The sequence below is a fragment of the Streptomyces sp. TLI_146 genome (assembly GCF_002846415.1).
In the GTDB taxonomy this organism is placed as follows: Bacteria; Actinomycetota; Actinomycetes; order Streptomycetales; family Streptomycetaceae; genus Streptomyces.
The window spans coordinates 2,895,353-2,908,190 of sequence record NZ_PJMX01000001.1; the positions used below are offsets into that span (position 1 = coordinate 2,895,353).

The following is a 12,838-nucleotide window of genomic DNA, read 5'->3' on the forward strand; positions in this document are numbered from 1 at the left end:
GGCCGGAACGGGGCTCTGCCCGGCCCGGTCCGCCATTTCCGGCCACTGGTCCGGACCTTGACATGCCCACACACCCTCCCTACCGTCACCTGACGACGCAGAGTTCAGAAACGCGTCCAGTGTTCAGGTAAGAGAACTTCCCGCGTACGAGAACGGTTCCCCCACCTCGCCCGGAGGACCCCCATGCGTAACCGCCCGCTGCTCGCCTTCCTGCTCACCGGCGCCCTCGCCACCGGTGGGCTCGGTCTCGCCGCCGCATCGGCCGACGCGTCCGCCGCCGTCGTCGACGTGTCCACGGCCGCCCAGCTGAAGTCCGCGCTCACCGCCGCCCGCCCCGGCGACACCATCCGGCTCGCGGACGGCACGTACACCGGCAACTTCAAGACGACCGTCCCAGGCACCTCGTCCGCGCGGATCACCCTCACGGGCTCGCCGAAGGCCGTACTCAGGGCGGGCGGCGGCTACGGCCTGTACCTCAACGGGGCTTCGTACTGGACGGTCCAGGGCCTCACCGTCACCGGCGGCCAGAAGGGGATCATGATGGACGCGGCGAGCGGTGTCGTCATCGACTCCGTGACCGTGCACGGCCTCGCCATGGAGGGCGTCCACTTCCGCAGGTCCAGCAGGAACGGCGTCATCAGGAACTCGCGCATCTACGACACCGGCCGGGACGGCTCGGGCATGGGCGAGGGCGTGTACGTCGGCACGGCCGGCGACCTCTCCGACCAGAGCGACCAGGTGCAGATCCTGGACAACACCATCGGCCCCGGGGTCGGCGGCGAGAACGTCGACATAAAAGAAGGCACCACCGGGGCCCGGATCGCCGGCAACCACTTCGACGGCAGCGGGCTGACCAATGCCAACTACGACGACTCCTGGGTCGACGTGAAGGGCAACAAGGTCGTGGTCGAGGGCAACACCGGCGTCCACACCCTCAACAACGGCTACGAGACGCACACCCAGCAGCCCGGCTGGGGCTGCGGCACCGTTTTCCGCTCCAACACGTCGGATCTGAGCGACTCCCCCGGCTCGCTGCGGCTCGCCGTCAACGTGACCAACTACAGCGCGAGCGGCTGCCCGGCCACCGTCTACAGCAGCAACACCGTCACCGGCGGAAGGGGGCTGACCAACATCCCGGTCACCCCGTGACGGCCATCCCTACCCGGAGAACGATGTAAGGCCCGCCCCCCAATGGGGAGCGGGCCTTACATTTCGGCTATCTACCGACCGGGGTCAGAGCGTCAGCTCTGGCCGCCCGCCAGCTTCTCGCGCAGGGCAGCCAGGGCCTCGTCCGACGCCAGGGCGCCGGAGTTGTCGTCCGACTCCGAGGAGTACGAACCACCCGAGATGCCGGCACCGGCGTTGCCACCGGCGGCCGGGGCAGCAGCGCCCTCGGCAGCGGCGGCCTCGTCGGCCTCGCGGGACTTGATGACCTGGGCCTGGTGCTGCTCGAAGCGCTGCTGCGCCTCGGCGTACTGGCCCTCCCACGCCTCGCGCTGGGTCTCGTAGCCCTCGAGCCAGTCGTTGGTCTCGGGGTCGAAGCCCTCGGGGTAGATGTAGTTGCCCTGGTCGTCGTAGGACGCGGCCATGCCGTACAGGGTCGGGTCGAACTCGACCGACGCCGGGTCGGCACCGAAGGACTCGTTGGCCTGCTTCAGGGACAGCGAGATCCGGCGACGCTCAAGGTCGATGTCGATGACCTTGACGAAGATCTCGTCGTTGACCTGGACGACCTGCTCCGGGATCTCCACGTGGCGCTCGGCCAGCTCGGAGATGTGGACCAGGCCCTCGATGCCCTCGTCGACGCGCACGAACGCACCGAACGGAACGAGCTTCGTGACCTTACCCGGGACGACCTGACCGATCTGGTGCGTACGGGCGAACTGCTGCCACGGGTCCTCCTGCGTCGCCTTCAGCGACAGGGAGACACGCTCGCGGTCCATGTCGACGTCGAGGACCTCGACGGTGACTTCCTGGCCGACCTCGACAACCTCGGACGGGTGGTCGATGTGCTTCCAGGAGAGCTCGGAGACGTGGACGAGACCGTCGACGCCACCCAGGTCCACGAAGGCACCGAAGTTGACGATCGAGGAAACGACGCCGGAGCGGACCTGACCCTTCTGGAGGGTGGTGAGGAACGTCTGACGGACCTCGGACTGGGTCTGCTCCAGCCAGGCACGGCGGGACAGGACCACGTTGTTGCGGTTCTTGTCCAGCTCGATGATCTTGGCCTCGAGCTCCTTGCCCACGTAGGGCTGGAGGTCGCGGACGCGGCGCATCTCGACGAGGGAAGCCGGCAGGAAGCCACGGAGGCCGATGTCGAGGATGAGACCACCCTTGACGACCTCGATGACGGTACCGGTGACGATGCCGTCCTCTTCCTTGATCTTCTCGATGGTGCCCCAGGCACGCTCGTACTGAGCGCGCTTCTTCGAGAGGATCAGGCGGCCTTCCTTGTCCTCCTTCTGGAGAACCAGGGCCTCGATCTCGTCGCCGACCTTGACGACCTCGTTCGGGTCGACGTCGTGCTTGATCGAGAGCTCGCGGCTCGGGATGACACCTTCGGTCTTGTAACCGATGTCGAGCAGGACCTCGTCCCGGTCGACCTTCACGATGACGCCGTCGACGATGTCGCCGTCGTTGAAGTACTTGATCGTCTCGTCGATCGCGGCGAGGAAGGCTTCCTCGTTACCGATGTCGTTGACCGCAACCTGCGGGGTGGTGGCGGTGGTCTCGGTGCTGCTCGTCATGTGGGAAAGGGCTCCGGTACGGACATGAAGTCGTAGGTACTGCTACGCCGAGAGCCCGTATCGCCTCTGCAGAAGCCGGACAGCCTAGGAAGCGCCCGTCCCGGCGAACCGGGGGCGCCTCGAATACCGAGGGGACATACAACAGTGGGAGCGCGCCTGCTAGGTCTGAGGTGCGCAGGCTCGCAGCGCAACTTGTAGCATACGGGGGCAGCCGGACAGGGTCAATGCGCGAAGGCGCACACCCGGGGCGGATCCCCGCAATCCCGGCACAACTTAGGTTCTCCGAGGCCACGCAGGCCCATGCCGGCCCCAGCAGAACGAGGCCGCGCAGCGGCGCTCGCGCTTCTGCGCAAACTACAACGACGGGCACGATGATCCAAGAGTACGAGGCCGAATACGAGCCCGATGCGACGCGGCGTGACACCGACGAAGCGGAGAGCAGCCGGGCCAGCCGCGGGTGGTGGGACCGGAACGCCGACGAGTACCAGAGTGACCACGGAGCGTTCCTGGGGGACGACCGTTTCGTCTGGGGCCCCGAGGGGCTGGACGAGGCGGACGCGGCCCTTCTCGGACCCGTGGAGTCCCTAAAGGGACTGGACGTCCTGGAGATCGGTGCCGGGGCGGCCCAGTGCTCGCGCTGGCTGGCCGCCCAGGGCGCCCGGCCGGTCGCCCTGGACCTCTCGCACCGCCAGCTCCAGCACGCGCTGCGCATCGACGGCGGGGCGGTCCCGCTGGTGGAGGCGGACGCGGGGGCGCTCCCGTTCGCGGACGGCTCCTTCGACCTGGCGTGCTCCGCCTATGGGGCGGTCCCGTTCGTCGCCGACCCGGTGCGGGTCTTCCGCGAGGTCCGACGGGTGCTGCGGCCCGGCGGGCGCTGGGTCTTCAGCGTCACCCACCCCATCCGCTGGGCGTTCCCGGACGAGCCGGGCCCGGAGGGGCTGAGCGTGGCCGCGTCCTACTTCGACCGCACGCCGTATGTGGAGCAGGACGAGGCCGGGCGCGCGGTGTACGTCGAGCACCACCGGACGCTGGGCGACCGGGTGCGGGACGTGGTGGCCGGGGGCTTCCGGCTGGTGGACCTGGTCGAACCGGAGTGGCCCGCCTGGAACACGCAGGAGTGGGGCGGCTGGTCCCCGCTGCGGGGCAATCTGATTCCGGGCACGGCGATTTTCGTGTGCGAGCGGGATTAGCCCGTACGCGGGCGGGCGCGTGTGCACGGGGGGGTAATGGGATCAGCGGAGGTTACGCGGCGGGCCTGAGATGGCGGCCAGGGTCGGCCGCCGCCCCGGCAGCGGCCTCACCTCACCCCCACCAGTAATACAAACCCACAAACCAGCTGGTCTGTGGACGACCGGAAACGCGGCCGGGCCGGGACGTACGAAACTGTGGTCGTGATCCGAACCGACGCGATCGAGCGTCTTCCCGTACGCCATGCCGTGCCCGAGCTGCTGAGCACACTCGACGGGCACGGCACGGCGGTCCTGTCCGCGCCCCCGGGCACCGGCAAGACCACGCTGGTGCCGCTGGCGCTGGCCGGGCTGACCGGGGCCGGGCCACGGCGGCGGGTGCTCGTGGCCGAGCCCCGGCGGATGGCGGTCCGGGCCGCCGCCCGCCGGATGGCCTGGCTGCTGGGCCAGGAGGTCGGGGACGCGGTCGGTTTCTCCGTGCGCGGGGAGCGCCGCACGGGCCCCGGCACGGTCGTCGAAGTGGTCACCACCGGCGTTCTGCTGCAACGGCTGCAACGCGACCCCGAACTCGCGGGCGTGGACGTGGTGCTGCTCGACGAGTGCCACGAACGCCATCTGGACGCGGACACCGCGATCGCCTTCCTCGTGGACGTACGGGCCGCCCTGCGCCCGGAGCTCCAGCTGATCGCGGCGTCCGCCACCAGCGACGCGGAGGCCTGGTCGCAGCTTCTGACGGTGGCCGACGGCACGGGCCCGGCGCCGGTGGTGCGGAGTACGGGACAGGGCCACGGGGCGGCGGTCCACTACGCCCCGCCGCCCGCCGGGATCCGCCCGGCACACGGCACCTGGGTGGACCAGCAGCTGCTGCGCCACGTCGCGGCGACGGTCCGGCTGGCCCTGGAGGCGCACGAAGGGGATCTGCTCTGCTTCCTGCCGGGCACCGGCGAGATCGCCCGGACGGCCGGGATGCTGGACGGGGTGGACGCCGAGGTCCTCCAGTTGCACGGGCGGGCTCCGGCGGCGGTCCAGGACGCGGTGCTGCGGGGCGGCGAGGGGCGTCGGCGGGTGGTCCTCGCGACCTCCGTGGCCGAGTCCAGCCTGACCGTGCCGGGCGTGCGGATCGTCGTCGACTCCGGGCTGGCCCGCGAGCCGCGCGTCGACCACGCACGGGGGCTCGGCTCGCTGGCGACCGTGACGGTGTCGGACGCGGGGGCGACCCAGCGGCTGGGCCGTGCGGGCCGGGAGGCGTTCGGCACGGTGTACCGGTGCTGGGCGCCGGCCGACGACGCGCGGCGCCCGCGCTTCCCCTCCCCCGAAATCAAGATCGCGGATCTGGCGTCCTTCGCCCTGCGGGCAGCGTGCTGGGGCGATCCGACCGCCCAGGGACTGGCGCTGCTCGACGCCCCGCCCGCCGGGGCCATGGCGGCGGCCCGCTCCGTCCTCACCGCGATCGGAGCGGTGGACGCGGACGGCCGGGCCACCGAGCGGGGGATGCGGATGGCCCGGCTCGGGGTGCACCCCCGGCTGGCCAGGGCGCTCCTGGACGGCGTGGCCGAGGTGGGCGCGCGCCGGGCGGCCGAGGTGGTGGCGCTGCTGAGCGAGGAGCCGCCGAGGGAGTACGGGGACGATCTGGCGGCGGCGTGGCGCACGGCCCGCCGCGGCGGCGACGGGTACGCGGCACGCTGGCGCCAGGAGGTGCGGCGGCTGACGTCGGCGGTGACGGGGGCGGGGTCCGCGTCCACGGGGACAGGGGCGGGTCCCGCGTCGACGGCGCCGGGAGCAGGTTCCGTGTCCGCCTCTTCTTCCTCGGGCTCCGGTCCGGAAGGGCCTTTGAGGTCGGGATCGGGATCGGACGACGCCGTTGCCGGGCTGGTCACCGCGCTGGCCTTTCCGGAGCGGGTGGCGCGGGCCCGGGGTGAGGGCTCGTTCCTGATGGTGTCCGGCACCCGGGCCGAGCTGGGGCAGGGGTCCGGGCTGCGGAGTGCAGCGTGGCTGGCGGTGGCCGTGGCGGACCGGCCGGTGCAGGCCGCTTCGGCACGCGTGCGGCTGGCCGCCGTCGTGGACGAGGGCATCGCGCGCGTGGCCGCCGGGCCATTGGGGGCCGAGGGCGAGGAGGTGCATTGGGAGGACGGTGATGTGGTCGCCCGGGAAGTGGAACGCCTGGGCGCGGTGGAGCTGTCCGTGCGGCCGTTGAAGCAGCCCGACCCCGCTCTGGTGAGGCGGGCGCTTCTGGAGGGGCTGGCGAAGGAGGGCATAGGGCTGCTGCGGTGGTCGCGGGAGTCCGGGGGGCTGCGGGAGCGGCTGGCGTTTCTGCACCGGACACTGGGCGAGCCGTGGCCGGACGTGTCGGACGGGGCACTGCTCGCCCGGGCCGAGGAGTGGCTGGAGCCGGAGCTGTCCCGGGCGCGGCGCCGGGCCGATCTGGGGAGGCTGGACGCGGGGCAGGCGCTGACCCGGCTGCTGCCGTGGGCGAGCGGCGAGGCGGCGCGCCTGGACGAGCTGGCACCGGAGCGGATCGAGGTGCCGAGCGGGTCGCGGATCAGGGTGGAGTACGGGGGTGCGCAGCCGGTGCTCGCGGTGAAGCTCCAGGAGATGTTCGGCTTGGAGGGGACGCCGGAGGTCGCCGGAGTGCCCGTGCTCATACATCTGCTCTCCCCGGCCGGGCGCCCCGCCGCCGTCACCGCCGACCTGGCGAACTTCTGGCGGGAGGGCTACCGGGCGGTCCGTGCCGAGCTGCGCGGGCGCTACCCCAAGCACCCCTGGCCGGAGGACCCCTCGCGGGCCGAGCCGACGCGGCACACCAACGCCCGGCTCAAGCGGTGACCTGAGGGCGGGCGACCTGCTGAACGGCTGAATGGTCGACCTGCTGGACGGTGACGTGCGGCAACCCGACCCGGCCTCGCGCCCGGCGTCACGCGCTGACCGGCTCCGGCTCCGTGCGGGCCGTCGGGGCCGGGGTGCCGGGGCGGCGGCTGCGGGCCTCCAGCCACAGGGAGAGGGCGAGCAGTGTGGTGCCGAGTCCGAGGAAGCCCCAGGGGAGATAGGAGGTGAGCAGCAGGATCAGAGTGCGGTTCTTCTTGATCAGCGCGACCGTGTGGTCGACGTAGTCCTCGCGCATCTTCACATGACCGGAGAAGGCGGTGATCTTGTCTTGGCCGAACAGAGCCGTGGCGTTGCGGAGTTCCTCCTGGTGGATCTCCTCGCCGTTGACCGGTCCGCCGGTCACGGGGTCGACCCAGAACATCCGCTTGGTGCTGTACCACCGGGTCAGGCCGGTCTGCTTGGCGACCTCGGGGGTGACGCCGAGGGGCATGGCCTTGGGGAAGGGGACCCGGGTCCAGGGGATGGTCTGCTCGAAGTAGTAGACCTTGAGGCCGTGGAAGGCGACCGTGCCCTTGTAGTGGATGGGGGCGCTGGTGCGGCTCTGGGCGTCGAAGTACTCGTAGTCCCGCTTCTCGGTGAGGAACGGCCACTTGAACTCGATGCCCTCGCGCTTGACCGGGTCGCCGTCGACCATCTCGCCGGTGGCGTGGACCGGGGCCTGGCTGTGGGCGTCGTAGATATAGCGCTCGGGGTTCTTGGAGACGAACTGGCCCTTGTCGTCGAGGACATACGTCAGGGAGTCCCAGACGACGACGTCCTTGCCCGCGGTCTTCTCGATCTTCCGGGACTCCTCGACGTTGCCCTTGAGGGTCTGCACGATGGTCACCTTGGGGACCGTCACGGACTTGAACTGCTTGTAGTCGAGGAGGGTGGCGTTCTTCGCCTCCAGGACCGTCTCCTGGTACTGGCTGGGCGAGACCTTGGCGAGCCGGGGGAAGGCATACCAGCGCAGTAGCGGGGAGAGCGCCGCGAAGAAGACGGCGAGGGCGAGCAGGATCAGGCTGGCTTTGCGTCGCATGCGGCCGGCTCTCCTCTACTTCTCTGCTTCTCTACTTCCCGGGCGGGACGGCCCCGGGGGCGGTGGGGACGGTGGTGAGCAGGGGCTTGGGCGAGGTGGTGCCCTCGGGTCCGCCGATCGCCGTGACGGTCAGCACGATGGCGAGGGCGGCGGCGAGCCCGATGGCCGCGGCGACGAGGGCGCGCATGCTCGGCCTCCCGGAGCTGATGGGTCGTCAGGGTTGGGGCACCGTAGCAACGCGGGGGTGAGATGAGAACACGTGGGACCGCCCCCGCTGCACTTGCGGCAGCGGGGGCGGTCCGGAGACGACGCAGGCGGCGGACGGCCGCGGGAGGTGAGGTGGTCAGGCGACCTTGAGCCGGACGTCGAGGGTGGCGCCGCCCGGGGTGGTGAGGCGGAGCACGAAGGTGCCCGTCTGGCCGTCCGCGTAGATCTTGGGAAGCCGCAGCACGCCATGGGCGTCGGTCTTCAGATCCTTGAGGGTCCGGATCGGGTTGCCCTTGTCGTCCTTGAAGTAGGGGCCCTTGTCGTTGACCTTGGGGTCGGCGACCGCGGTGCCGGCGGCGGACGCCTCCGGGGTGACGATCATCGCGGCGGCGACGGCGATGCCGGGGACGACGGCGCCCTTGTACGTGGCCTTGACCTCCACGTAGTTGGCGAACTCGGCGCCGGGGGCGGCCGTCAGCTCCTTGGCGTCGGTGCGCGCCAGGGCGTCCGCCTGGCGGGCGTTGACGGTGGCGGTCCACTTGATCTCGGGCAGGCTGGTGCCGACGACGGTGGCCCGGACGGTGAAGGTACCGGTCTGCTCGCCCGCGAGGAGGGCGGGGGCGGTGGCGCGGCCGTCGGTACCGGTGTCGACGGTGACCTGGGTGGCGTCGCCCGGGAAGCGGGCGCCGGTGGTGCCGATGACCTGGAAGCGGACGGTCGCCTTGCCCATCGGCCGGCCGAACTGGTCCTTGACGCGCACCTTGGGCTGCCCGGCGAACGAGGAGCCCGCGGTGGCCGTCAGGGGCGCGGTGTCCGCGTCCTCGAACGTGCTCGCCTTCTTCGACGGCAGCGGCTTGGGCGAGCTGGGGTCGCTCGGGGTGGGCTTGGACGGCTCCGGGCGCGTCGGCGTCGGCTTCGGGCCGGGCTTGGACGGGGTGGGCTTCGGCGTCGGGCCGGGGGTCGACGGGTGCGGGGACGGGACCGTGCCGGCGGGCCGGCGGACCGGGCTGTCGCTGCGGCTGCCGGGCAGCACGCCCGTACCGTTCGGGACCTCGTGCGAGCCGCGCTTGTAGTAGTCGAACCACGTCAGGACCGTGGTCAGGTACTCCTGCGAGTGGTTGTAGCTGAGCACCGCTTTGTCCAGGTTGGACTGGACGGCGAGGTCGCGGTCGCCGCAGAGGTAGTAGGCGGCGGCCAGCGAGGCGTCGTAGACGTTGTTGGGGTCCTTGCGGCCGTCGCCGTTGCCGTCGCGGCCGGAGGTCGCCCAGGTGGAGGGGATGAACTGCATGGGGCCTACGGCGCGGTCGTGGACCGTGTCGCCGTCGTAGGAGCCGCCGTCGGTGTCGGTGATGTTCTCGAAGCCGACGCCGTTGAGGACCGGGCCCAGGATCGGGGTGAGGGTGGTGCCGTTGGCGTCGACGCGGCCGCCGTTGGCCTGGCCGGACTCGACCTTGCCGATGGCCGCGAGTATCTGCCAGGGGAGGTGGCAGGAGGCCCGGTCGCGGGCGAGCTCCGCCTCGGCCTTCTTGTAGGCGTCGAGGAGGGTCGCGGGTATGCCCTGCTGGTCGGCGCCCAGGACGGGCGAGCCGGTGGTCGGGGCGGCCGGCGGGTTCGGGGAGACGAGGGGCGGGAGGTCCGTGTAGTACGGCGAGTTGCCGCTGGCCGGGGCTCCGGGGGGAGGCGTCGGGGTGCCGGACGCCGCGTGTTCGCCCGCCGGGCCGTTGGCCAGGACGCCCGGTCCCTGGGAGGCGGAGAGCGCCGCCACCGCCGCCGCGGCCACGGCGGTCGTGGTCGCTCCCTTGCGCAGCCGTCGCCCGATTCGCGGTGCCATACGTCTAGCCCCTCCCCGTGGTCAGCAGTTCGCGCTCCCCAGCGCAGGCCTCAGGAGACCCTACGGCACCCACTGGGCAGAGCGACACCGCCCCCTGACCCTTATTCACCTTTTCACCGCTTCGTCACCCGGGAGCTGCCCAGATATGGCGGAGAATCGGTTCCCCCCGCGTACACGGACCTGCCCGCCCGGTGCGATACCGGGCGGGCAGGTTCTCGGGGGCCGGCGGTCCGGGCCCGGTGGTCAGTGCGCGGCGGACTCCCAGTCCGCGCCCGCGCCCACCGACACGTCCAGCGGGGCGCGCAGGGACACGGCCGAGGCCATCTCCCGGCGGACCAGGGACTCGACCTTCTTGCGCTCCCCCGGCGCGATCTCCAGGACGATTTCGTCGTGGACCTGGAGCAGCAGGCGGGAGTTCAGGCCCGCCTCGGTCAGGGCGCGGTCCACCTTAAGCATGGCGACCTTGACGATGTCCGCCGCCGTGCCCTGGATCGGGGCGTTGAGCGCCATCCGCTCGGCCATCTCGCGGCGCTGGCGGTTGTCGCTGTTGAGGTCCGGCAGATAGCGGCGGCGGCCGAGCATCGTCTCCGTGTAACCCGTCGCCCTGGCCTCCTCCACCACGCGCTGGAGGTAGTCCCGGACGCCGCCGAAGCGCTCGAAGAACGTGTCCATCAGGCCGCGCGCCTCGGCTGCCTCGATGTTCAGCTGCTGGGAGAGGCCGAACGCCGAGAGGCCGTAGGCCAGGCCGTACGACATCGCCTTGATCTTGCGGCGCATCTCCGGGTCGACCTGGGTCTTGTCGACGCCGAAGACCTGGGAGGCCACCGTCGTGTGCAGGTCCTCGCCGGAGGCGAAGGCCTCGATGAGGCCCTCGTCCTCGGAGAGGTGGGCCATCACGCGGAGCTCGATCTGGCTGTAGTCGGCGGTGAGCAGCGACTCGAAGCCCTCGCCGACCACGAAGCCGCGGCGGATGGCACGGCCCTCGTCCGTACGCACCGGGATGTTCTGGAGGTTGGGGTCGGTGGAGGAGAGGCGGCCGGTCGCCGCGACCGTCTGGTTGAAGGTCGTGTGGATGCGACCGTCGGCGGCGACGGTCTTGATCAGACCCTCGACGGTGACCCGCAGCTTCGCCTGCTCGCGGTGGCGCAGCATGATGACCGGCAGCTCGTGCTCGGTCTGGGCGGCCAGCCACGCCAGCGCGTCCGCGTCCGTCGTGTAGCCCGTCTTCGTCTTCTTCGTCTTGGGCAGGGCGAGCTCGCCGAAGAGGACTTCCTGGAGCTGCTTGGGCGAGCCGAGGTTGAACTCGTGGCCCACCGAGGCGTGCGCCTCCTTCACCGCCTGCTGCACCGCGCCCGCGAACTGCTGCTCCATCGCCTCCAGATGGGGGCGGTCGGCCGCGATGCCGTACCGCTCCATCTTGGCGAGGAGGGTCGAGGTGGGGAGCTCCACGTCGTGGAGCAGGTCGGCCGCGCCGACCTCCTTGAGGCGCTCGGTGAAGGCGTCGCCCAGGTCCAGGACGGCGCGCGCCTGGGTCATCAGGGCCTCGGCCTCGGCCTGGTCGTCGGCGCCGAAGGCGAGCTGGCCGTCGGCGGCCGCCGGGGCGAGCTCGCGGCCCAGGTACTCCACGGACAGCGCGTCCAGGGCGAAGGAGCGGCGGCCGGGCTTGACCAGATACGCGGCGAGCGCCGTGTCCATGGTGACGCCGTCGACGCTCCAGCCGTGCTCGGGGAAGACCCGCATCGCGGCCTTCGCGTTGTGCAGGACCTTCGGCTTGGTGGCGTCCGCGATCCAGGCGGCGAAGGCCCCCTCGTCGGCCTCGTCGAGCTCGGACGGGTCGAACCAGGCGGCGGGGCCGTCGGCGGCGGCCAGCGCGATCTCGCTGACGCTGCCCGTGCCGAGCGCCCACGCGTCGACGGTGGCCAGGCCGAGCGGCCCGGCGCCGTGCTCGGCGAGCCAGGGGGCGAGCTCGCCCGCGCCCAGGACCGAGCCGTCCAGCTCCACACCGGCGGCGGGGGCCGGGGCCTCCTCCTCGCCCGCGCCCGGGTCGACCGCGAGGAGCCGCTCGCGCAGCGACGCGTTGCGGATCTCCAGCACGTCCAGGACGCCGATCAGGGCCGTCCGGTCGTACGGCGCGCGCTCCAGGTCGGCCGGGGTCTTGGCCAGCTCCACGTCGCGCACCATCTCGGTGAGGCGGCGGTTGAGGCTGACGGACTCCAGGTGGTCCCTGAAGTTCTGCCCGGCCTTGCCCTTGACCTCGTCGGCGCGCGCGACCAGCTGCTCGAAGGAGCCGAACTGGTTGATCCACTTCGCGGCGGTCTTCTCGCCGACGCCCGGGATGCCCGGCAGGTTGTCGGACGGGTCGCCGCGCAGGGCCGCGAAGTCCGGGTACTGCTGCGGGGTCAGGCCGTACTTCTCCTCGACCTTCTCCGGGGTGAAGCGGGTCAGCTCGGAGACGCCCTTGGTGGGGTAGAGCACCGTCACGTTCGGCGAGACGAGCTGGAAGGAGTCGCGGTCGCCGGTGACGATGAGGACCTCGAAGCCCTCGGCCTCGGCCTGGGTGGCCAGCGTCGCGATGATGTCGTCGGCCTCGAAGCCCTCGGTCGCGAAGCGCGGTGCGTTCATCGCGTCCAGGAGCTCGCCGATCAGCTCGACCTGCCCCTTGAACTCGTCGGGGGTCTTCGAGCGGTTCGCCTTGTACTCCGGGAACTCCTCGGAGCGCCAGGTCTTGCGCGACACGTCGAACGCCACCGCGAAGTGCGTGGGCGTCTCGTCACGCAGCGTGTTCGCCAGCATCGACATGAAGCCGTACACGGCGTTGGTCGGCTGACCTGCGCCGGTCGTGAAGTTCTCCGCGGGCAGCGCGAAGAACGCCCGGTACGCCAGGGAGTGCCCGTCCATGAGGAGCAGGCGCGGTCGGTTGTCAGGGGTCTTCTTCGATGCTGTCTCAGCCACGTCCCCGATC

General features: G+C 71.4%; 8 protein-coding genes. 3 read left to right on the forward strand and 5 right to left on the reverse strand.

Translation table 11 applies throughout. The features are described 5' to 3' along the window. Positions 1 to 183: 183 nt before the first annotated feature. Complete coding sequence (locus BX283_RS13245; RefSeq protein WP_101387821.1) at positions 184 to 1,149, forward strand: right-handed parallel beta-helix repeat-containing protein; 966 nt, start codon at positions 184 to 186, stop codon at positions 1,147 to 1,149. Between the two features lie 92 nt (positions 1,150 to 1,241). Here BX283_RS13245 and rpsA read toward each other — a convergent pair whose 3' ends face one another. Next, complete coding sequence (gene rpsA / locus BX283_RS13250) at positions 1,242 to 2,750, reverse strand: 30S ribosomal protein S1 (RefSeq protein ID WP_101387822.1); 1,509 nt, start codon at positions 2,748 to 2,750, stop codon at positions 1,242 to 1,244. A 371-nt stretch (positions 2,751 to 3,121) separates the two neighbouring features. On the opposite strand from rpsA, the gene BX283_RS13255 reads away from it, so the two are divergent. Then, positions 3,122 to 3,940, forward strand: coding sequence for a class I SAM-dependent methyltransferase (locus BX283_RS13255; protein ID WP_101387823.1), 819 nt, complete (start codon positions 3,122 to 3,124; stop codon positions 3,938 to 3,940). Between the two features lie 201 nt (positions 3,941 to 4,141). Further along, complete coding sequence (hrpB, locus tag BX283_RS13260) at positions 4,142 to 6,760, forward strand: ATP-dependent helicase HrpB (protein WP_101392317.1); 2,619 nt, start codon at positions 4,142 to 4,144, stop codon at positions 6,758 to 6,760. Positions 6,761 to 6,848: 88 nt separating this feature from the next. Here the strand turns inward: hrpB and BX283_RS13265 are convergent, their stop codons facing one another. From BX283_RS13265 to polA, 4 genes are all read right to left on the reverse strand, one after another. Continuing rightward, a complete protein-coding gene (locus BX283_RS13265; RefSeq protein WP_101387824.1) occupies positions 6,849 to 7,838 on the reverse strand; it encodes a DUF3068 domain-containing protein in 990 nt (329 codons plus the stop codon). 31 nt (positions 7,839 to 7,869) lie between these two features. Next, positions 7,870 to 8,025 carry an SPW_0924 family protein gene (locus tag BX283_RS39805; RefSeq protein WP_107503678.1) on the reverse strand — a complete coding sequence of 52 codons (156 nt, stop codon included), beginning with the start codon at positions 8,023 to 8,025 and terminating at the stop codon, positions 7,870 to 7,872. Between the two features lie 156 nt (positions 8,026 to 8,181). Next, positions 8,182 to 9,876 carry a lytic murein transglycosylase gene (locus BX283_RS13270; RefSeq protein ID WP_101387825.1) on the reverse strand — a complete coding sequence of 565 codons (1,695 nt, stop codon included), beginning with the start codon at positions 9,874 to 9,876 and terminating at the stop codon, positions 8,182 to 8,184. A gap of 243 nt (positions 9,877 to 10,119) precedes the next feature. Continuing rightward, a complete protein-coding gene (polA, locus tag BX283_RS13275) occupies positions 10,120 to 12,828 on the reverse strand; it encodes a DNA polymerase I (protein WP_101387826.1) in 2,709 nt (902 codons plus the stop codon). Positions 12,829 to 12,838: the final 10 nt, after the last annotated feature.

Excerpts from the sequence above, each read along its gene's own strand:
- BX283_RS13245 (WP_101387821.1), top strand. The coding sequence starts at position 184 with ATGCGTAACCGCCCGCTGCTCGCCTTCCTGCTCACCGGCGCCCTCGCC.
- rpsA (WP_101387822.1), bottom strand. The coding sequence starts at position 2,750 with ATGACGAGCAGCACCGAGACCACCGCCACCACCCCGCAGGTTGCGGTC.
- BX283_RS13255 (WP_101387823.1), top strand. The coding sequence starts at position 3,122 with ATGATCCAAGAGTACGAGGCCGAATACGAGCCCGATGCGACGCGGCGT.
- BX283_RS13265 (WP_101387824.1), bottom strand. The coding sequence starts at position 7,838 with ATGCGACGCAAAGCCAGCCTGATCCTGCTCGCCCTCGCCGTCTTCTTC.
- BX283_RS39805 (WP_107503678.1), bottom strand. The coding sequence starts at position 8,025 with ATGCGCGCCCTCGTCGCCGCGGCCATCGGGCTCGCCGCCGCCCTCGCC.
- BX283_RS13270 (WP_101387825.1), bottom strand. The coding sequence starts at position 9,876 with ATGGCACCGCGAATCGGGCGACGGCTGCGCAAGGGAGCGACCACGACC.